This window comes from Rhizobium sp. CC-YZS058 (assembly GCF_034720595.1).
Taxonomy (GTDB): Bacteria; Pseudomonadota; Alphaproteobacteria; order Rhizobiales; family Rhizobiaceae; genus Ferranicluibacter.
Map to the genome: position 1 here is coordinate 2,553,477 of NZ_JAYESJ010000001.1, position 20,435 is coordinate 2,573,911.

At 64.4% G+C, this 20,435-nt stretch carries 14 protein-coding genes; 8 read left to right on the plus strand and 6 right to left on the minus strand.

The features are described 5' to 3' along the window. Positions 1-94 precede the first annotated feature (94 nt). The 5 genes from U8330_RS12315 (at position 95) to U8330_RS12335 (ending at position 5,195) form a co-directional block, all read left to right on the plus strand. Positions 95-1,393 carry an Hsp70 family protein gene (locus U8330_RS12315; protein WP_323105568.1) on the plus strand — a complete coding sequence of 433 codons (1,299 nt, stop codon included), beginning with the start codon at positions 95-97 and terminating at the stop codon, positions 1,391-1,393. A 54-nt stretch (positions 1,394-1,447) separates the two neighbouring features. Then, a complete protein-coding gene (locus tag U8330_RS12320; RefSeq protein ID WP_323105569.1) occupies positions 1,448-2,335 on the plus strand; it encodes a uracil-DNA glycosylase in 888 nt (295 codons plus the stop codon). 160 nt (positions 2,336-2,495) lie between these two features. After that, a complete protein-coding gene (locus tag U8330_RS12325) occupies positions 2,496-2,672 on the plus strand; it encodes a hypothetical protein (protein WP_323105570.1) in 177 nt (58 codons plus the stop codon). 535 nt (positions 2,673-3,207) lie between these two features. Then, on the plus strand, positions 3,208-3,624 hold the full coding sequence (locus tag U8330_RS12330) for a hypothetical protein (RefSeq protein WP_323105571.1): 417 nt from the start codon (positions 3,208-3,210) through the stop codon (positions 3,622-3,624). 758 nt (positions 3,625-4,382) lie between these two features. Then, on the plus strand, positions 4,383-5,195 hold the full coding sequence (locus U8330_RS12335) for a calcium-binding protein (protein WP_323105572.1): 813 nt from the start codon (positions 4,383-4,385) through the stop codon (positions 5,193-5,195). A gap of 229 nt (positions 5,196-5,424) precedes the next feature. Here U8330_RS12335 and U8330_RS12340 read toward each other — a convergent pair whose 3' ends face one another. Next, positions 5,425-5,814, minus strand: a complete 390-nt coding sequence (locus U8330_RS12340; RefSeq protein WP_323105573.1) for a hypothetical protein — start codon at positions 5,812-5,814, stop codon at positions 5,425-5,427. A 489-nt stretch (positions 5,815-6,303) separates the two neighbouring features. Here U8330_RS12340 and U8330_RS12345 point away from each other — a divergent pair, with 489 nt between their 5' ends. Beyond that, complete coding sequence (locus tag U8330_RS12345) at positions 6,304-7,116, plus strand: calcium-binding protein (protein ID WP_323105574.1); 813 nt, start codon at positions 6,304-6,306, stop codon at positions 7,114-7,116. Between the two features lie 3 nt (positions 7,117-7,119). Here the strand turns inward: U8330_RS12345 and U8330_RS12350 are convergent, their stop codons facing one another. After that, the gene (locus U8330_RS12350; protein WP_323105575.1) at positions 7,120-8,058 is read right to left on the minus strand and encodes a DMT family transporter; all 939 of its coding nucleotides are present in this window, start codon (positions 8,056-8,058) and stop codon (positions 7,120-7,122) included. A gap of 329 nt (positions 8,059-8,387) precedes the next feature. Between U8330_RS12350 and pepN the strand changes: the two genes are divergently transcribed. Both pepN and U8330_RS12360 read left to right on the plus strand, forming a co-directional pair. Then, complete coding sequence (pepN, locus tag U8330_RS12355) at positions 8,388-11,036, plus strand: aminopeptidase N (RefSeq protein ID WP_323105576.1); 2,649 nt, start codon at positions 8,388-8,390, stop codon at positions 11,034-11,036. Positions 11,037-11,243: 207 nt separating this feature from the next. After that, on the plus strand, positions 11,244-13,586 hold the full coding sequence (locus tag U8330_RS12360; RefSeq protein ID WP_323105577.1) for a PAS domain-containing sensor histidine kinase: 2,343 nt from the start codon (positions 11,244-11,246) through the stop codon (positions 13,584-13,586). Between the two features lie 9 nt (positions 13,587-13,595). Here the strand turns inward: U8330_RS12360 and U8330_RS12365 are convergent, their stop codons facing one another. From U8330_RS12365 to U8330_RS12380, 4 genes are all read right to left on the minus strand, one after another. Beyond that, positions 13,596-16,577: a bifunctional [glutamine synthetase] adenylyltransferase/[glutamine synthetase]-adenylyl-L-tyrosine phosphorylase gene (locus U8330_RS12365; protein WP_323105578.1), complete on the minus strand. Its 2,982-nt coding sequence runs from the start codon at positions 16,575-16,577 to the stop codon at positions 13,596-13,598. A gap of 29 nt (positions 16,578-16,606) precedes the next feature. Continuing rightward, positions 16,607-18,028: a sensor histidine kinase gene (locus tag U8330_RS12370; RefSeq protein ID WP_323105579.1), complete on the minus strand. Its 1,422-nt coding sequence runs from the start codon at positions 18,026-18,028 to the stop codon at positions 16,607-16,609. Continuing rightward, entirely contained in the window at positions 18,025-18,726 is a 702-nt protein-coding gene (locus tag U8330_RS12375) for a response regulator transcription factor (protein ID WP_323105580.1), read from the minus strand. Before U8330_RS12375 ends, U8330_RS12370 begins: the two co-directional genes overlap by 4 nt. Positions 18,727-18,853: 127 nt before the next feature. Beyond that, the gene (locus U8330_RS12380; protein WP_323105581.1) at positions 18,854-20,422 is read right to left on the minus strand and encodes a Do family serine endopeptidase; all 1,569 of its coding nucleotides are present in this window, start codon (positions 20,420-20,422) and stop codon (positions 18,854-18,856) included. Positions 20,423-20,435: the final 13 nt, after the last annotated feature.

The following is a 20,435-nucleotide window of genomic DNA, read 5'->3' on the forward strand; positions in this document are numbered from 1 at the left end:
ATCCGCTGCGCCGCTCCGGCGCGAAGGGAACACGCCGCCAGGCGCCCACCAGATCCACTCACCTCTTGGACGACCATCTGCGAAGGAGCGCCCCATGCGCCACGCCCTCGGCTTTGACTTCGGCACCACCAATTCCGTTCTCGCCCATGTGGAGGACGGCCAGACGCAGGCCGTCGCCTTCGACAGTCCGGCAGGCCGGTTCGACAGCATGCGCACGGCGCTGTCCTTCAGGAAGCATGATGCGCTGGGCGCCGCGGCCCTGCAGGTGGAGGCCGGCCAGGCGGCGATCCGCCAGTTCATCGACAATCCGGGCGAGGTGCGCTTTCTCCAGTCGATCAAGACCTTCGCCGCGAGCCCGCTCTTTCAAGGAACGCTGGTCCATGCCCGGCGGCAGAGCTTCGAGGATCTGATGCAGGCCTTCGTCGCCCGGCTTTCCGACTATGCGGATGGCGCGCTCGCCGCCTCCGGCCGGCGCATCGTCGTCGGCCGCCCGGTGCGCTATGCCGGCGCCAATCCGGACGATGCTCTCGCGCTTGGCCGCTACCAGGCCGCGCTGGAGCGCCTCGGCTATCGCGATATCCACTATGTCTACGAACCCGTGGCGGCTGCCTTCTATTTCGCGCAGGGGCTGACGCGCGACGCCACCGTCCTCGTCGCCGATTTCGGCGGCGGCACGACGGACTATTCGCTGATCCGCTTCGAAACCCATGCCGGACGCCTGAGCGCCACGCCGATCGGCCATTCGGGCGTCGGCGTCGCCGGCGACCATTTCGACTTCCGCATCATCGATCATCTGGTCTCGCCGCTGATCGGCAAGGGCAGCCGCTTCCGCTCCTTCGACAAGGTGCTGGACGTGCCCTCCGGCTACTACGCCAATTTCGGCCGCTGGAACCAGCTTTCCATCTTCAAGACGCTGAAGGATTTCGCCGATCTTAAGCACCTGGTGCGCGCCTCGCTGGAGCCGGAAAAGCTGGAGGCCTTCGTGGACCTGATCGAGCATGACGAAGGCTATCCGCTCTACCAGGCTGTCTCGGCCACCAAGATGCGCCTCTCCGCCGAAGAGGAAACGGAGTTCTTCTTCGCCCCACTCGGCGAGCGCAGCCGGCAGCGCGTGAAGCGCGCCGACTTCGAGGCCTGGATCGCCCCGGATCTCGCCCGCATCGAGGCGGCGCTGGACGAGGTGCTGGAGAGGACGCAGACGCCGGCCGGCGCCATCGACAAGGTGTTCCTCACCGGCGGCACCTCCTTCGTTCCGGCGATCCGCCGGCTGTTCGAGACCCGCTTTGCCCGTGACCGGATCGAAAGCGGCGGCGAACTCCTGTCGATCGCCCACGGCCTGGCGCTGATCGGCGAACGCGACGATCTGGAGCGCTGGACGGCTGGTGCGGCGTGAGCCGCAGCGTTTTGCCCTTTCGCCCCCCGCTGCCCTTCTGATACGCTTTCAGCCATGACCGACATCGAGACGATGAGCCCGGCGGAATTGGCCGCCCTTCTGCATTTCCACGCCGATGCCGGGGTGGAATGGCTCGTCGAAGAGGATCCGATCGACCGCATCGCCGCCTTCGCCGCCGCCCGCGCCGCGCAGCCCGTGCGGGAGGCGCAAGGCTCGCCGCCAGCGCTGCCGCAAAAACAGGCAGCCCGCAAACAGGCGACCGAGGAGAGCAAGCCCGCCGGCGCCCGCCGCGTGGCCGTCGCCGTGCCGGATGAACAGGCGATCGCCGAAGCCCGGTTTGCCGCCAGCGCCGCCCAGACGCTCATCGATCTTCGCCAGGCGATGGAAGGGTTTACGAGCTGCAACCTGCGCAACAGCGCCCGCAGCCTCGTCTTTGCCGAAGGTGACCCGGCGCTGGGCCTGATGATCGTTGGTCCCGCCCCGACCGGCGAGGACGACCGCGAAGGCCGCCCCTTTACCGGCCGGCACGGCGAGATGCTGGAGCGCATGCTGGCGGCAATCGGCCTGGCGCGCGAGGCGGTGGTTCTGACCCATGTCATCCCCTGGCGGCCGCCCGGCAACCGCGTGCCTTCCGCCCGCGAAATGGAGATCTGCCGCCCCTTCATCGAACGGCAGATCGCGCTGGCCAGGCCGCGCCTTCTGCTCGCCATGGGCAATTTCGCCGCCCGCTTCCTCTTCGGCGGCCAGGAGACCATTCACGAGACGCGCGGCAGCTGGCGCCGCGTGGCGGCCGGCGGCCACGAGGTGGAGACGCTCGCCACCCTCCACCCGCAGGACCTGCTCTCCGCCCCCATCTGCAAGCGGCTGGCCTGGGAGGACCTGAGGCTGGTTCAGGCCGCGCTCGCCAAGGCCGCGCTCGCCAAGCCCGCCTCCGCAGGCTGAGCTCTGCCTTTCGAAAGCCGCAACGAACGCGAACATGAAGGAAAAATGAACCAAGCCATGCGCAACCCGCATGGCAGGACCGCGTCACCCGTCCTTGTGAAAGCCCTGCTGCAGCGCAATATGACGCTACGGGAGGAATGGAATCAACAGGACGACGACCATGACCGCCCGTTACCGCCCTCTGCACAGCGGCTTCGAAACGCTCCGCACCGCCAGCCCCGCACGGCGCGCCCCGCATGCCGGCTTCGGCTCCGCGGCCAACGAGCAGCTGACCGCCGCCGGCTACGCCCGCACGGTCCGCCCCAACACGATGTTCGCCGAGTTCATCCAGCGCTAGCCGCATCCCGCCCGCCGCTCCGCCCGCCCGACGAGATCAGGCGCGACGACGAAGAGGCGGCCGCACTGTCGCTGCCGCCCGCTCCTCCCCCTCCTCAAGATCGCCCGGCAGCCGGACCGACACCACCTTGCGTCCGATATCTTGCCGTGTCGGGCGAATGGCCCCCACCGGAACGCTCTTCTTGGTTTCGGGGCGGCGCTTGGGTCAAACTTCACTTAGGCAAGCAACCGGCTGAAGAGACAGTGCGATCGCCTCGAGGATCGACTGAATATATGGACGTCAATATTTATCGTTATTACGAACTTACTTTTCCGATCGCGCCTTAAACACAGCCGAAGCCCTACTCTATTGACACCTATTTTCAAATTCCTAAATTACACTTTAGCGGCACAGACTGTAGCAACCTTTTGTGGCGCTCGCAGCATTGCTTAGGTCACAGTGAGATCACCATTCATCTGCCGGTCGCAGCCATGCCGGGTCAAAGCGGCATCGCGCGCAGAGGCAGGAAAAAAGGAGCGCCGAGGGCGAGACGATCATGGCTGAAAAGCAGAACGACTGGATCGAGAGCATCGACGGCGATGACGAAGCCTACGACGCCTCTGACATCGAAACCGTCGTTGACGGTTCGGGCGATACCGAAGACAGCGACTATTCTGACGATGATTCCAGCTTCGATTTCGGAAATTCCGATCAAGTTCCTAGCTACGCCGCGGAGGGTAATTACGGCTCCGGCATGGTCGATGGAGTAGCATACTATTTGGACGCTACGGGTTTACATCGCGAAACAGATCCGGCGATGCATATTTCATTCGACTTCATACAAGAAATTGAAGAGCTTCTTGAAGCCGAGAAGGCGGCCCGGCACTTCTCCGAGGACTTTAACGACGCGGACGAAGCGACTGAGGCCCCGCACAGCGTGGAGTGCGATATGACCGGACTCGTTCATGCCTGACGCGCCGCACGCGAAAATGACGGGGAGTGTCGAACTCCCCGTCGACAGCCAGCGCAGAGCAGCTCCGCGTTCAGCCAACAGAGTCGAACAGGACGCGTTACGCCGCAACGCGTTGCAAACAGGGCTTCATTCTGCCTCGAAAACGGTCATCAGCCGCGCAAGCTGAGTGACTTCTTGCATTGCCGACGTCGGCTTCCCTCGCGATACCTGCCCTGCAAAGGTGTTCGCGAAGTTCCGAGCGCTGAACGAGCGACACCGCGCGGGCAGGCAAGCGCTCCTCAGCGGCGCCCGCTTCCGTTGACGACCCCGCAAAGGCCCGGCGCCGGCTTGAGCGCGCTCCCCACCTCACCGCAGCATCACCCGCGTCCATCGGCCGCTCCGCTCACCCACCGAAACCGGATTTCCATCGTCGCTGGAACGAAGACGCCCCTCTCCGTTCAACGGGTTTTCTGGCTCAAGCATGACAGCGTGAAATCCGGCGGACGGGGAGCGCGCTTTCGATCGCACATCCGATCAATACAACTTCCCGCTCGCGTAAGATGTACTACAAGAGTACAAAATATATTAGAGTTTTAGAAGATTTTTATTGCAATTCAACTTCGATGTTGTAGCATCTCCTTGATCCACGCCTGATCTCTTCCAGCCATCGTCCCGCATCGCGGCGCGCGACCAATCCTCGCGCGCAGGCCGCAGAACGCAGTCGTGGTCGCATGTCAACGCATCAACAACGCCAACACCCAGCGCGCGAAGGAGATATCATGCCGACATGGAACGGAACGAATTCGAGCGAAACCATTGACCTCACCAACGAACATTCAAGGCCGCCAAAAGACTGGCCGGCCACCCAGGCCTGGTGGGTGGTCAACGCCAAGGGTGGAAACGACCTCGTCTATGGCAGTGCCTATAGCGATCTTATCTACGGCGGCACTGGAATTGACAGGCTGTTTGGCTATAACGGGAGGGATACGCTGGAAGGTGGAAGCGGCGACGATCGCCTCTACGGTGGAAATGGTGACGACACTCTTCGCGGAGGCGCGGACGACGACCAACTCTACGGTGAAAGCGGCGACGATTTCCTCCTAGGCGAAAGCGGGATCGATAAACTCTTTGGAGGGGATGGCAACGATTTCCTGTCGGGCGGGTCTGGCAATGACATCTTGAGGGGCGAGACAGGCAAAGACTTTCTCTACGGAGACGCTGGAGCAGACACCATCATCGGCGGCGCTGGCAGCGATCAACTCTTCGGAGATGCGGGAAACGATACGTATGTCTTCGACGGAACAGGCTACGACGTTGTCAATGACGGCGTGACCGCAACAGGCTCGCCACGCACAAACAGCTATTATGATACCAACGATCAGCTCAAAGTGAGCTATTTGTACTCAGACGTGGACTACTTGCGGTCAGGAGACGATCTTATCCTTTTTTCTCATGAGGATGTGTACTCCGACGGACATTTTGAAAGCTCCGTGAAGGTCAAGGATTTCTACAAAGGCGGGCATTACGTTGTCGAGACACTCATTACTGGAGACGGCGTTTCATTTGATTTGACATTACTTTTAAATGCTTGATTTGAAGTGGCGGGACAGATCGATACTAAAACGATCTCCCGCCGCATCGTTCCTAAGTTCCCATTAAGATTCAAATTACATTAAATTTCCTCCCCATTCCGGGAAACATATATAATGATATAAATTACATATATTAATTATTAATGGAGCCTACACAACGCATAATTCTTATGTATTTTCACAGCCATTTTCTTATAGGTGTATACACTGTCTCGTTTTAAATCATCTCCTATTTAGAGGCATTACGCTGCACTTCGCTTATCCTTCCGACATACTGAGCCTCTATAATGAAGGTCTCTCCGTCCAGCTCATAGGTGAAGCTCCTCCTCGTGTCCTTACCGTTTTGTTCTGCTCCGACTTGGTCGGGATGAACTGGCTGGGCCTTAGCGGCCATGTCGTCATTCGCGGAGCCAAGCGAGTTCATGAGCTTCGGCGCGAACGCAGCCAAAGAGAAGCGAGGCTCGATCGACGCTGTCGAGTTGGACCTTGCAAGTGTTTCCGAAAAGGCATCCTGGCGGCTCTCCGCGCTCTCTCCCCGTCCCGGCCGCAGGTGAGCACGCCTGTCGCTGTCAAATGGACGAGAGAGATTAGCAGAAGAAGAATTGCCAACTGTGGTCATGATTGCAGTCTCCTGTTTGGTTGAGGATTCGCAGATTCAGCGCGTCCGACAAGGCTTAGTTTCCCGTGGTTCTGAGGAAGTGTGTCTTTGAGGTCTTGCGCCAACCTTGTATGAATTCAGCATTTCGGAAATTCTGATTTAAGATCGCTGTAGATCCTATCCCGCGCGCCTCCGAAGCCGTCGCCCCAAAGAAAACCCGAACACGTTCCTTCGCCCACCCCCGAATGCGTCCACACACGTCAGCCCCCGCAGCCCGCCCGCCTCCCTCGAACCTGTCTCGAAGCTTGCGGCACCGCAGGCGATATTAGAATTTTCTATTGCAAGCCGTCTCCGATCCTCTATCCTTCCGCCATCACCCTTCGACATGCATCATCCGCGAACACAGCCATCCCGTGCAACGGCGTCCTGCGCCGCGCGGGGCCGGTTGGCCGTGGAGGCGTGTCGAGCAACCACGCGACGCCGGCTGTGGCCGTGCGAGAAGGAGAGTCCATGCCCAGCAAGACCGGAACCCGAGGCAGCGATACGATCGATCTGCGCAACGACCCGCTGACCCCGCCCAGCGACTGGTCGAAATACCAGGCCTGGTGGCTGATCGATGCCAAGGCGGGCAACGACACCGTCTATGGCAGCGCCTTCAACGACCAGATCCTCGGCGGCGCCGGCAACGACATGCTCTCCGGCCTCAACGGCAATGACACGCTGGATGGCGGCCGTGGGAACGACAAGCTCTATGGCGGTGCCGGCAGCGATACGCTCTATGGCGGCGCGGGCAATGACTCGCTGTCGGGCGACGATGGCGACGACTGGATGACCGGCGACCAGGGCAATGACGCGCTGTCCGGCGGCGCCGGGGATGATGGCTTAAGCGGCGGCTCTGGAAAGGATACCCTGTCGGGCGGGGATGGCAGCGATTATCTGTACGGCGGCGCTTCGCGGGACATGCTCAATGGCGGCGCGGGCAGCGATTTTCTCTTTGGCGATGCCGGCAGCGACACCTACACCTTCGACGGCAAGGGCTTCGACATCATCAATGACGGCGTCACCGCCTCGATGACCGCGCGCACGGACAAGCTCTTCGACAAATCCGACAAGCTGATCGTCGGCTACACCGACGCCGACTGGGCGCATAAGCGCGAGGGGAACGATCTCGTCATCTATTCCAAGGCCGACCAGAAGGACAACGGCGTCATCGACAATTCGGTGACGATCAAGGACTTCTACAAGGGCGGCCATTATGTGGTGGAGACCCTGGTGACGAGCGACAACCACACCTTCGACCTCTCCTCCCTGCTGATCGTCTGAGCGCTATCCCTGCGGCGTCACATGCCGTCTGGCACCCTTGCGCTCCAGGCCGAGCCGGTGTTCGCGGAAGATGATGAAGATGCCGGCGCCGATGACGATGACCGTGCCGATCAGCATCTCCACGCTCGGCACATCGCCGAACAGGAGGTAGCCGATGACGAGGCCGAGCACGATCGACGTATATTCGAACGGCGCGATCACCGACATGTCGGCATGGCGGTAGCTCTCGGTCATCAGCAACTGCCCCACCCCGCCGCAGAAACCGGCCAGCATCAGCAGCAGGAACTGCTCGCCCGAAAGGGTGGCCCAGCCGAAGGGCAGCGACAGCAGCGAGAAGCAGGAGGCCGAGAGCGAGAAGTACAGGACGATCGTATGCGTGCGCTCATGGTCGACCAGCTTGCGCACCAGCACCATGGCAGTGGCGCCGAGGCTGGCGGAGGCGAGCACGGCGATGGCGCCCAGCGCCGCGCCGGTGTCCGCCCCCGCCGCGCCGAACAGCGTCAGCCGCGGCCAGGTGATGATGGCGACGCCGAAGAGCCCGATCCCGACCGCCGACCAGCGATAGGCCCGAACCACCTCCTTGAGAAAGACGGCCGCGAAGATGACGGCGATCAGCGGCATGGCATAGCCGATGGCGATTGCTTCGGGCAGCGGCAGCCGGGTCAGGCCGTAGAAGCCGCAGCTCATGGCAAGAATGCCGATGAAGCCGCGCGACAGATGACCGGTCAGATTGGTTGTGTGGAACGCGCGGCGCAGGTCGCCGCGGAGCGCGAGATAGAGCAGGATCGGCACCATGGCGAAGGCGGAGCGGTAGAAGGTGATCTGGCCGGTGGAAATGCCCGCCCCGGCCGCCTTGATCGCCGTCGACATGCCGACGAAGACGATGACGGACGCCACCTTCAGCCCGATGCCGACAAGCGGGTTTCTGTCCGATCGATCCATGGCAGGCACAGCCTCACTCCCGGGCGACCTTCGAGCCACCCGCTTCTCGGGCCCGCTATAGAGAGCGGTTATGGGTTTCGCCACCCGGGGGGCTAAAAAGAGGGGTGCGGCGCGCCCGTGCCGCCTGCACCATCCCCGATCGGCCGAATCCGGCGCCGTCGATGGTCGAAGCGGAGCCCGTTTCGGTCCGCGGGGCTTTCGTGTTTCAGGGAATCGCTTAGAGTTTTATCGATTGTTAGCTTGATGGGCTTAAGCCTTGTCGCAAACGGAACCCGGCGGACTCCGACGCCCGGGCGCCAGCCAGAGTGCCGGAGACAACGGGACGGACCATGCGGACAGATACGGGCGAGATCATCCATCTTGAGGACTATCGCGAAACGGATTTCGTCCTCGAGCGGGTGGATCTGACCTTCGAGCTGGATCCGACCGACACCAAGGTCGAAGCGCGGCTGATCTTCCACCGCCGCCCGGGCGCAGATCCCTCGGCCCCCCTGGTGCTGGATGGCGACGCGCTGACCCTGACCGGCCTGCTGCTCGATCAGGAGCCGATCGCCGAAGCCGACTATACCGAAACCGAAACCGCGCTCACCATCCGCACCCTGCCCGAAAGCGTCCCCTTCGAGATCTGCATCACGACGTCGCTCTCGCCGCAGACCAACACGCAGCTGATGGGTCTCTACCGCACCAACAATGTCTACTGCACCCAGTGCGAGGCGGAAGGCTTCCGGCGCATCACCTATTTCCCCGATCGCCCGGATGTGCTCGCCGTCTATACGGTCAACATCATCGCCGACAAGGCCACCGTGCCGCTGCTTCTTTCCAACGGCAATTTCCTCGGCGGCGCCAATATGGGCGATGGCCGCCACTTCGCCGCCTGGTTCGATCCACACCCCAAGCCCAGCTATCTCTTCGCGCTGGTGGCCGGCGATCTCGGCGTGGTGGAAGACACCTTCACCACCATGACCGGCCGCGAGGTGGCGCTGAAGATCTATGTCGAGCACGGCAACGAGCCGCGTGCGGCCTATGCCATGGACGCGCTCAAGCGCTCCATGCGCTGGGACGAGGAGGTCTTCGGCCGCGAATACGACCTCGACATCTTCAAGATCGTCGCCGTCTCCGATTTCAACATGGGCGCCATGGAGAACAAGGGGCTCAACGTCTTCAACGACAAATATGTCCTGGCCGACCCGGAAACGGCGACCGACCAGGATTATGCGAATATCGAAGCGATCATCGCCCACGAATATTTCCACAACTGGACCGGCAACCGCATCACCTGCCGCGACTGGTTCCAGCTCTGCCTGAAGGAAGGGCTGACGGTCTATCGCGACCATGAATTCTCCGCCGACCAGCGCTCCCGCGCCGTCAAGCGCATCGCCGAGGTGCGCTTCCTCAAGGCCGAGCAGTTCCCGGAAGATGGCGGGCCGCTCGCCCACCCCGTGCGCCCGACCCGCTACCGCGAGATCAACAATTTCTACACGGCGACCGTCTACGAGAAGGGTTCGGAAGTGACGCGGATGATCGCGACCCTTCTGGGACGCGATCTCTTCAAGGCCGGCATGGACCTCTATTTCGAGCGTCACGACGGCCAGGCGGTCACCATCGAGGACTTCATCGCCTGCTTTGCCGCCGTCAGCGGCCGCGATCTTTCGCAGTTCGCGCTCTGGTACCACCAGGCCGGCACGCCGCTCGTCAGCGCCTCGGGCAGCTACGACGCCGGCCGGCAGCGCTTCACCCTTTCGCTTGAGCAGATGGTGCCGCCGACGCCGGGGCAATCCAGCAAGGAGCCGATGCACATTCCGCTGCGCCTCGCTCTGGTCCTGGAAGACGGGTCGATCGCCACCCCATCCAGCGTCTCCGGCGGTGAAATGACCGGCGACGTCCTGCATCTGACAGAGCGCAGCCAGACCCTCGTCTTCGAGGGTATCGCCAGTCGCCCCGTCGTCTCGCTCAACCGTGATTTCTCCGCCCCGATCAACCTGCATCTGGAGCGCACCGCCGCCGAACGCGCCCATCTTGCCCGGTACGAGACCGATCCCTTCGCCCGCTGGCAGGCGCTGAACGACATGGCGCTGCTGGCCCTGGTCGAGGGCACGGCCTCGGTGCGCACCGGCGAAACCTTCGCCGTCGAGCCGGCGCTTATCGAGGCACTGCTCGCCGCCGCACGCGACGAAACGCTGGAGCCGGCCTTCCGTGCCCAGGCACTCGCCTTGCCGAGCGAGTCCGATATTGCCCGAGAGATCGGCCGCCAGGTCGATCCGGATGCCATCTTTGCCGCCCGTCAGCAGATCATGACCGCCATTGCGAAGGCCGGCGCATCGGATTTTGCAGCGCTTTACGACCGCATGGCGCCGAGCGGCCCCTTCTCCCCCGATGCGGCAAGCGCCGGCCGGCGGGCGTTGCGCAATGCGGCGCTCAGCTATCTCGTGCTCGCCGAAGACAGCCCGGTCCGCGCTGCCGCCGCGTATGACGCCGCCGACAACATGACCGACCGCATCCATGCGCTGACGACGCTATGCCATCGGTTCCCGGATGCGCCGGACACGGCGCGCGCCCTGGACGACTTCAAGACCCAGTTTGCCGACATGGCGCTGGTGCTCGACAAATGGTTCGCCGCCCAGGCGACCATTCCGGGCGAAGGCGCGCTCGGCCGCGTCAAGGCGCTGATGGCCGACCCGCTCTTCAATCCGCTCAACCCGAACCGGGTGCGCGCCCTGATCGGCACCTTCGCCTTCTCCAACCCGACCGGCTTCAACCGGGCGGACGGCGAGGCCTATCGCTTCCTGGCAAGCCAGATCCTCGACATCGACAGCCGCAATCCGCAGCTCGCCGCAAGGCTGCTCACCTCCATGCGCTCCTGGCGGTCGCTGGAGGAAAAGCGGGCCGAAAAGGCGAAACTTGCGCTCAAGGAAATCGCAGCTGGCGCGAAGCTGTCGGCGGACGTCTCCGATATCGTCGATCGCACGCTCAAGGCTTAAGCATTTTCGACTGAACGAATGTTCCAAGCCATTGTTAAGCCTGCGCTTTTATCGGAAAGCGCAGGCTTTTTCGTCAAGTCTGTGAAATTGCATGGATGAGAAGTGGTTAACACTTCTTTACCGCCGGCTCTGGACAAGCGGAATCCGAGTTGATTCATTACGGCAGATTCGGGCGAGCGGCGCGCCGAATCAGCGAGGTCTAAAGAATTGACGAAGATGGCGGAAGCGCAGCCCCTGCGCGCGGCCGGTGAGCGGCTGCGTCCCCGATTCGAGGCTCTGAAAAGCCTGGAAAAGGAACTGATCCAGCACGCCCGGATCTTCACCGAACCGGCGGCCCTGAAGCTGACCAAGGCCGAGCCGCTGCTCAAGCGCTCGATCCCCGTTCTGATCATCCTGTTTCTCTGCGTCGTGGCCATTGCCCGCATCAGCGGCATCATCGTCGAATACAGCCGCATGGAAGCCCATGCGCGGCAGACGACGCGGCTGGCGGCCATGGCGGGCGAGGCCGTGCTTCGCCAGGATGAGGGCCTTGTCTACGACACCGCCAGCCGCGCCGGCGTCGAGGCGCGCCTCTCCGAGATTCTGGATTCCGATACTCTGCAGAGCGGCGCCTTCGCGCTCGCCGTGCGCTATGACGGGCGCATCTTCGGGGCCACCGGCGACGGCGCGGTCTTTGCCGGCCGCACGCTCTCGGCCATCGCCCCGGATGTCGCGGCCTTCCAGTATTTCGGCGAGCACTCCACCGTGATGAAGACCGCGATTGCCGGCGAGCACTATATCGTGGCGCTGATCCAGGTCGCCTCGTCCGAGGCCGGTGGGGCGCCCGGCACGCTGCTCGTCGCAACCCCGCTTGCCGACATGGAAAAACTCTGGCGCGACGAGGTCTCGCTCAACGTCACGCTCTTTGCCGGCATCTCCGCCATCCTCCTCGTCGTGCTCTACGCCTATTACATCCAGTCCAAGCGCGCGCGGGATGCCGACGAGATCTTCGCCGAGTCGAACCTGCGCGTCGAGTCCGCCCTGTCGCGCGGACGTTGCGGCCTGTGGGATTTCGACCTGCCGAACCGGCGCCTGTTCTGGTCGCGCTCCATGTATGAAATGCTGGGCATGACACCGCAGACGAGCGTCCTCTCCTTCGGCGATGCCGCCCGGCTCATGCATCCGGAAGACAACGGCATCTACCAGGTTGCCCGCGCCATTGCCCGCGGGGATGCGCCGCAGATCGACCATGTCTTCCGCATGCGCCATGCGGACGGGCACTACGTCTGGCTGCGCGCCCGCGCCCAGGTGATCCGCACCGGCAGCGACCGCGTGCACCTGATCGGCATCGCCATGGATGTGACCGAGCAGCACCGCCTGGCCCAGCGCTATGCCGAGGCCGACCAGCGGCTGGCCGATGCCATCGCCTGCACCTCAGAAGCCTTCGTGCTGTGGGACAAGAACGACCGTCTGGTCATGTGCAACAAGCACTATCAGGAAGCCTATCAGCTGCCTGACCGGGTGCTCGTGCCCGGCACCGAGCGCGCCGTCGTCTATGCCGCCTCCGCCCGCCCGATGATCGAACGCCGCCTGACTGATCCGGACCGCGAGGCCCATTCCTCCACCTCGGAAGTCCAGCTCGCCGACCAGCGCTGGCTGCAGATCAACGAACGTCGCACCCGTGACGGCGGCCTCGTCTCGGTCGGCACCGACATCACGCTCCTCAAGCGCCACCAGGTCCGGCTGCGCGAATCCGAGCGCCGGCTGATGGCGACGATCGGCGACCTGTCCACCTCCCAGTCGACGCTCGAACGGCAGAAGGCCGAGCTGTCGATCGCCAACTCCAATTATCTCGCCGAGAAGGAACGGGCGGAGGCCGCCAACCGTGCCAAGTCCGAGTTCCTCGCCAATATGAGCCACGAGCTGCGCACGCCGCTCAACGCCATTCTCGGCTTCTCCGAAATCCTGAAAAGCCGGCTCTTCGGCCCGCTCGGTTCGGAGAAATACGACGAATATGCCCACGACATCCACGACAGCGGCAAGCATCTGCTCAACGTCATCAACGACATTCTCGACATGTCGAAGATCGAGGCGGGGCAGATGCAGATCGACCGGGAAACGATCGATCTCGCGCCGCTGATCGAGGAAACGCTGCGGTTGACCACCATTCCGGCCGAGCAGAAGAACATCCGCGTCATCCAGGCGATCTCGTCCGGCCTGACCATGCATGCCGACCGGCGGGCGATGAAGCAGGTGCTGCTCAACCTGCTGTCCAACGCGGTCAAGTTCACCAATGAAGGCGGCCAGGTCACGCTCCGGGCCCGCAAGGTCTCCGGCGCCGTGATGCTGACCATTGCCGACAGCGGCATCGGCATCCCCCGCAGCGCCATCGCCAAGATCGGCCAGCCCTTCGAGCAGGTGCAGAGCCAATACGCCAAGAGCAAGGGCGGTTCCGGCCTCGGCCTCGCCATCTCGCGGTCGCTGACCATCCTGCATGGCGGGCGCATGCGCATTCACTCGGAAGAGAACAAGGGCACGATCATTTCCGTCCGCATCCCCGACTTCGCCTGAGGACGGCCGTCAGGCCGCAACAAGCGCGAGGAAGATGCGGCGGACGGATTTGGTGAGGCTGCGCAGCTCGGCCTCGAGAACCTTGAGATCCGGCGCGTCGCCGGCGCGGCAGAGCAGGTCGATGAGGCCGGCCGGCGCGCCCTCGGGGCGAAAGGGATCGTCCAGGCAGAGCCGCAGCACCTGCGAAAGAGCGGTCATCAGCCGCAGCGCCCGGATCAGCGTCTCGGCCTCCTCCGCCTTCAGGAAGTGCGGCGCCAGCCTCTCCAGCACAGTGAGCGTCGGTGTTCCGCTTGAAGGCGCGGCAATGCCCCGTTCCGCCGCCATCAGCATCATGAACTGCGCGCAAAACTCCAGATCGACCAGCCCGCCCGGAACGAGCTTCAGGTCCCAGCTGCCCTCCGGCGCCTTCTCCTTGTCGATCAGCGCCCGCATCTCGGCGACGTCCTTGGCCGTCTGGCGCGGATCGCGCGGTGCGGCGAGAACCGAGGCGAAGACCGCGCCGGCCGCCGCCATCAGCCCGGCATCGCCGGCGATCGCCCGGGCGCGGGTCAGCGCCAGATGTTCCCAGGTCCAGGCCTCCTCCCGCTGGTAGCGGGCAAAGGTCGGGAGCCGTGTCGCCACCGGCCCCTTGTTGCCGGACGGGCGCAACCGCATGTCGACGGCATAAAGCACCCCCTCCGCCGTCGGCGCCGAGAGCGCGGCGATCAGCCGCTGCGTCAACCGCGCATAATAGCGCGTCGGATCAAGCGGGCGGGGACCGTCGCTCTCGCTGTCGCCGTCATCATGGTCATAGATCAGGATGAGGTCGACATCCGAGCCGGCCGTCAGCTCGCGGCTTCCGGCCTTGCCCATGGCGATCAGCGCCAGCCGCCCGCCGGGAATCGCGCCATGCGCGGCAATCATCTCCGCCTCCACCGCCTCCAAGGCGGCGGCGATGACGAGATCGGCGAGATCGGTCAGCGCCTCGCCGCTCGCCTCCCCATCCAGAACGCCGGTCAGCAGGCGGACGCCGAGCAGGAAGCGCTGCTCGGCAGCAAAGATCCGCAGGCGGTCGAGCCGATCCTCGTAATGGCGGGCCGGCGCCAGGAAGTCGGCGAGCCGGAGAGCCAGCGCCGCCCGCTCCGGCCGCTCGGCCAGGAGCCGCCGGTCCAGCAAGCCGTCGAACACATGCGGCCGCGCCGCGACGATCTCCGCCAGGCGCGGCGCCAACGACATGATGGTGACGAGCAGAAAGAGCAGCGCCGGATTGTTGCCGAGCAGCGAGAACAGCTGGATTCCGGCCGGCAGCTGGCGGAGGAACCCGTCGAAGCGCAGCAGCGCCTCGTCCGCACGCCGGCTTTCGCCGAACACTTTCAGGAGAGCCGGCGTCAGTTCCGTCAGCCGCTCCCGCGCCTCCACCGATTGCGTGGCGCGATAGCGCCCATTGTGCCAGGTCCGCAGCACGCGGGAAATATCCTCCGGCCGCTCATAGCCGAGCCGCCGCAGGGTCTCCAAGGTGTCGGGATCATCGTTCTGCCCGGTAAAGACCAGATTGCCGCTTTCGGTCGTCAGCGCCGCCTCGCGTTCGAAAAGTTGGGCATAGCGCCGCTCGACCCGGCGCAACACGGCCGACAAGGCCTCGGAAAAGCTGCGCGTGTCGGCATAGCCCATCATCAGCGCGATGCGCTTGAGCTCGGCTTCGACGGTCGGCAGCACATGGCTCTGCTCGTCATGCACCATCTGGATCCGGTGCTCCACATCGCGCAGGAACCAGTAGGCTGCCGTCAGCTCGTCGCGCGTCTCGGCGTCGATCCATCCCTCGCGGCAGAGCTCGGCCAGCATGGCTTCCGTCTCGCGCCCGCGCAGGCTCGGCGCCCGCCCGCCGGCGATCAGCTGCTGGGTCTGGACGAAGAACTCGATCTCGCGAATGCCGCCGCGGCCGAGCTTCACATTGTGCCCCTTCACCGCAATCTCGCCATGGCCCTTATGTGCATGGATCTGCCGCTTGATCGAGTGAATGTCGGCGATCGCCGCATAGTCAAGATATTTGCGGAAGACGAACGGCCGGAGCTCGCGCAGGAATGCCGTGCCTGCCTCCAGGTCGCCCGCCACCGGCCGCGCCTTGATGAAGGCCGCCCGTTCCCAGTTCTGCCCGCGTCCCTCGTAATAGATCAGCGCCGCCTCGACAGGGATGGCGAGCGGCGTCGCGCCCGGGTCCGGCCGCAAGCGCAGATCGGTGCGGAACACATAGCCGTCACCGGTCCGCTCCTGGAGAATGCGGATCAGGCGCCGGAGCAGCCGCGCAAAGATCTCCGGCGCATCGTCGGGATCGGCAATGCCGGTCGCCTGGGGGTCGTAGAAGACGACGAGGTCGATGTCGGAGGAGAAGTTCAGCTCCTCGGCGCCGAGCTTGCCCATGCCGAGCACGAGCACGCCGGACCCGGCGCTGGGCGTCCGTTCATCGGCGAGGCGAACCTGCCCGGCCCTGTGCGCCCCGAGCAGCAGGTGATCGAGCGTGGCCGAAACGGCGGCGCCTGCGAAGCGGCTGAGCGCCGCAGCGCTCGCCTTGGCGTCGCGAAGCCGGGCAAGATCGGCAAGCGCAACTGCGAGCGCCATCTCGCGCTTGGCCTTGCGCAGCCGCGTCATGATCTCGCCATCGCTCACCGCCTCGCCTTGCCAGGCGTCCCGTGCAGCGGCGATCCGCGCCTCGATGAAGCGGTCGAGCGGCGTTGTCAAAAGCTCGGCCAGGACCGAGGGCCGGAGCGCCGCCGCATCGCGCAGATAGGGAGAAAGAGTGAAGACCGCGACGAGGACATCGCGGACGGGCCCCGCCTCCTCGATGAACTCCGCAAGCCGCGGCTCTTCCCGCGCCATGGTGCGAAGATCGGCAAGCGCCGTCTTGGCGTCCGCCTTGGTGAGCGGCGCAAGCGCGCACCGCGTCAGTGCGCCGAGGCACGAAGCGCGCCCGTCTTCCGGCAGACGTGTCTCCACCGGTGTCTCTTCCTCTGCCATCCTGTCCTCCCGTGGCGGCGGTCAGGCTATCAGCTGCGCGCGTCCGGGAAAACCATCTCCGCCGTCAGACCGGGACCGCCCTGTTCCGCAGCCTCCGCCTCCGGGCTCGTCGCAAGGAAGCTCAGGCTGCCCTTGTGGATCTCCATCACCGCCTCGACCAGCGACAGGCCGAGCCCGGTACCTGGCTTGGAGCGGCTCTCGTCCAGCCGCACGAAGCGCTCGACCACCGCTTCGCGCTTGTCCGCCGGTATCCCCGGCCCATGATCCGCAACGCGGATCACCGCATTGCCCTCGCGCAGCATCAGCGACACGGCGATTTCCGCGTTGTCCGCGCCATCGGCATATTTGATCGCATTGTCGATCAGGTTGCCGAGCGCCTGGCCGATCAGCTCGCGATTGCCGGTCAGGCGAATGCCGGGTGCGATATCCGCCGTCAGGCGTAGCCCCTGGTCCTCGGCAAGCGGCTCGTAGAGCTCGACGCAATCGGCCACGCTGGCGCTTAAATCCACCTCGCTCAGCTCCGCCACCGAGGAGCCCGCCTCGACGCGGGAGATCATCAGAAGCGCGTTGAAGGTGCGGATCAGCTGGTCGGATTCGGCGATGATTTCCTCGAGCGAGGTCCGGTGCCCTTCATGCGCGCCGCTGCGCGAGAGCGCCGCTTCCGCCTTGTTGCGCAGCCGGGTCAGCGGCGTCTTCAGGTCATGGGCGATGTTGTCGGAGACCTGCCTCAATCCCTCGTTCAGCTTCTCGATCCGCCCGAGCATGGTGTTGAGCGAAACGGACAACCGGTCGAACTCGTCGCCCGATCCGTTGACCGGCAGGCGCTGCGAGAGATCGCCGGCCATGATCCGCGTGCTGGCATCCGACATGCGGTCGATGCGGCGCAGCGCGTTGCGGCCGATGCCGAACCAGATGATCAGCGCGCCGACACCCATGACGCCGAGCGCCACCACCAGCGCCTGGCGCACCAGCTCGCGAAACTTTTCCGGCTCCTGCAGGTCGCGGCCGACGAGCACGCGCAGGCCGTTGTCGAGGAACAGCACCTGCGCCAGCGCCACGTTCCAGTGCCGGCGCGCCTCTTCCGTATAGCGCTGGTAGCGGAAACTGTCCTCCGTCCAGCCCTCCTTGTCGAGCAGGCCCGGCTGCAGAGAGGCGACATTGCCGGCAAGAATTTCACCCGTCGGCCCGGCGATCACGTAGAGATTGGCGCCCGGCTGCCGGGCGCGCCGCTCCAGCGTGCGCAGAAGCGCGTTGACTCCGCCGCGATTGTAGATGGTCTCGATCTGCGAGACCTCCTCGCTCACCGCGTCGCGCGTCTGCTGTTCGAGCAGGCGCTGCGACATGGCGGTGACGTAGATGACGAGAAAGGCGGCGCAGAGGGAGAAGAGAAGCAGGTAGAGGGCCGAGAGGCGCACCGCCGTGGTGCGCCAGAGGATGGCGATCCGCCTCATGCCTCGACGCGTCCATCATCCTTGATCATGTAGCCGGCGCCGCGCACCGTGCGCAGCAGCGGCTGGTCGAAGTCCTTCTCGATCTTCGCCCGCAGCCGCGAGACATGCACGTCGATGACGTTGGTCTGCGGATCGAAATGATAGTCCCAGACATTTTCGAGCAGCATGGTGCGCGTCACCACCTGCCCGGCATTCTTCATGAGATATTCGAGCAGGCGGAACTCGCGCGGCTGCAGCAGGATCTCGCGGCCCTGGCGCTTGACGGAATGGGAGAGACGATCGAGCTCCAGATCGCCGACGCGGTAGACCATGTCCTGCTCGGGCGTGCCCTTGCGCCGGCCGAGAACCTCGACGCGGGCGAGCAGTTCGTTGAAGGCATAGGGTTTCGGCAGATAGTCGTCGCCGCCGGCGCGCAGGCCCGTCACCCGGTCGTCGACCTGGCCGAGCGCGGAGAGGATCAAGACCGGCGTGTGGATGGCTTTCTGGCGCAGCTCCGAGATCAGCGACAGCCCGTCGCGCCGCGGCAGCATGCGGTCGACGACCAGCACGTCGTAGCTGTTCTCGCTGGCCATGAACAGGCCGCTTTCGCCATCGCTTGCATGGTCGCAGACGATGCCGGCTTCCCGAAAGGCCTTGGCGAGATAGGCGGCGGCTTCGAGATCGTCCTCGACAATCAGAATCTTCATGTGGCTGACCATAATCCCGGTCCTCATCGTCCCGCAACGGCCTGGCGCATCAGGCCCTCTCTTCCGGAGCATCGTCCGGGAAGAAAACGCCGCGGGACGGCAAGGTCCCGCGGCGCCTCATTCGTCAGGTCGGAGCCGCTCAGCCCTGGTCGATCGGCAGCGCCACGAAGCGGCTGGCGTTCTCGGCCTGGATCTGGAACAGCGCCTTGGAGCGGCCGTCCTTCTTGGCGGCGTTGATCACCCGCAGGATGTCGTCGGCCGACTTGACCTCCTGGTTGTTGACCGAAACGATCTTCTCGCCCTCCTTGACGCCGCGGTCGCTCGCGTCGGAGTCCGGGTCGACGGTGGAGATCGTCACGCCCTTGCCGTCCTCGGAGGGAGAGACCGAGATGCCGAGATTGGCCAGCGCCTTCTCGCTCGAGGGCTGCTCCTCACTCTGCTGGTCGGACGGTTCGGCCGATGCCTGCTGCGGATCGTCGGGCAGCTGGCCGATCTTCAGATCGACGCTGATCGACTTGCCGTCGCGCCAGAGCGAGACATCCACGGTGCTGCCGGGCTTCATCGCGCCGATCTTGCGGGCAAGCTCGCGCGGGCCCTTGATCGGGTCGCCATCGACCGCGGTCACGACGTCGCCCTTCTTGATGCCGGCCTTTTCGCCCGGCGAACCGGCCTGCGGTTCGACCACCAGGGCGCCGCTTGCTTCCGCAAGACCCAGGCTGTCGGCGATATCCTTGGACACCGGCTGGATCTGCACGCCAAGCCAGCCGCGGGAAACCGAGCCGTCCTTCATCAGGTCGGCGACGACATCCTTGGCCACCGAGGCCGGGATGGCGAAGGCGATGCCGACATTGCCGCCCGACGGCGAGAAGATCGCCGTGTTGATGCCCACCACTTCGCCGGCCAGGTTGAAGGTCGGGCCGCCGGAGTTGCCGCGGTTCACCGCCGCATCCACCTGCAGATAGTCGTCATAGGGGCCGGAGCCGATATCGCGGCCGCGCGCCGAGACGATGCCGGCCGTCACCGTGCCGCCGAGGCCGAAGGGGTTGCCGACCGCCACGACCCAGTCGCCGACCCGCACCTTGCTGTCATCGGCAAAGGAGACATAGGTGAACTTCCTTTTGGCATCGACTTTCAGCACGGCCAGATCGGTGCGGCTGTCCTTGCCGATCAACTTGGCGTCGAGTTCGGTCCCGTCGTTCATGACGACCGTGAACGCCGCGCCGTCGCTGACCACATGGTTGTTGGTGACGAGGTAGCCATCCTCGCTGATGAAGAAGCCAGAGCCCTGCGAGGTCGGGTGCAGACGGCCGGGCTTGCCCTTGTCGCCACGCTCGGCGCGCGGGCCGCCACCATTCGGGCCGCCGCCGTTGGGGCCGCCGAATTCACGGAAGAAGCGCTTCAGCGGATGGTCGTCCGGCAGATCGTCGAAACCGCGGCCGCCGAAATCGAAGGAGAATCCGTTCGAGGCATCGTCGGACACCGGATTGGCGCGGGTGGACACGCGGACGGAGACGACGGCGGGCGACACCGCATCGACCACATTGGCAAAGCCCGGAACGGCGTCGGGGGTCGCGATCTTCACCGGCTCGGCAAAGGACTGGCTGATCGCCGGAAGGCCGGTCGCCAGCATCACGGCCGCCAGACCCGCAACGGTCGAGGCCTTGAGCGTGGTTTTCAGGGTAGAACGGGGGGTTTGGGTCTTGCTCATCCGAGTCACCTTT

Bases quoted from the DNA above. Each gene is read 5' to 3' on its own strand.
- U8330_RS12335 (WP_323105572.1), top strand. From the start codon at position 4,383: ATGCCGACATGGAACGGAACGAATTCGAGCGAAACCATTGACCTCACC.
- U8330_RS12325 (WP_323105570.1), top strand. From the start codon at position 2,496: ATGACCGCCCGTTACCGCCCTCTGCACAGCGGCTTCGAAACGCTCCGC.
- U8330_RS12350 (WP_323105575.1), bottom strand. From the start codon at position 8,058: ATGGATCGATCGGACAGAAACCCGCTTGTCGGCATCGGGCTGAAGGTG.
- U8330_RS12315 (WP_323105568.1), top strand. From the start codon at position 95: ATGCGCCACGCCCTCGGCTTTGACTTCGGCACCACCAATTCCGTTCTC.
- U8330_RS12340 (WP_323105573.1), bottom strand. From the start codon at position 5,814: ATGACCACAGTTGGCAATTCTTCTTCTGCTAATCTCTCTCGTCCATTT.
- U8330_RS12380 (WP_323105581.1), bottom strand. From the start codon at position 20,422: ATGAGCAAGACCCAAACCCCCCGTTCTACCCTGAAAACCACGCTCAAG.
- U8330_RS12345 (WP_323105574.1), top strand. From the start codon at position 6,304: ATGCCCAGCAAGACCGGAACCCGAGGCAGCGATACGATCGATCTGCGC.
- pepN (WP_323105576.1), top strand. From the start codon at position 8,388: ATGCGGACAGATACGGGCGAGATCATCCATCTTGAGGACTATCGCGAA.
- U8330_RS12320 (WP_323105569.1), top strand. From the start codon at position 1,448: ATGACCGACATCGAGACGATGAGCCCGGCGGAATTGGCCGCCCTTCTG.
- U8330_RS12330 (WP_323105571.1), top strand. From the start codon at position 3,208: ATGGCTGAAAAGCAGAACGACTGGATCGAGAGCATCGACGGCGATGAC.
- U8330_RS12365 (WP_323105578.1), bottom strand. From the start codon at position 16,577: ATGGCAGAGGAAGAGACACCGGTGGAGACACGTCTGCCGGAAGACGGG.
- U8330_RS12370 (WP_323105579.1), bottom strand. From the start codon at position 18,028: ATGAGGCGGATCGCCATCCTCTGGCGCACCACGGCGGTGCGCCTCTCG.
- U8330_RS12375 (WP_323105580.1), bottom strand. From the start codon at position 18,726: ATGGTCAGCCACATGAAGATTCTGATTGTCGAGGACGATCTCGAAGCC.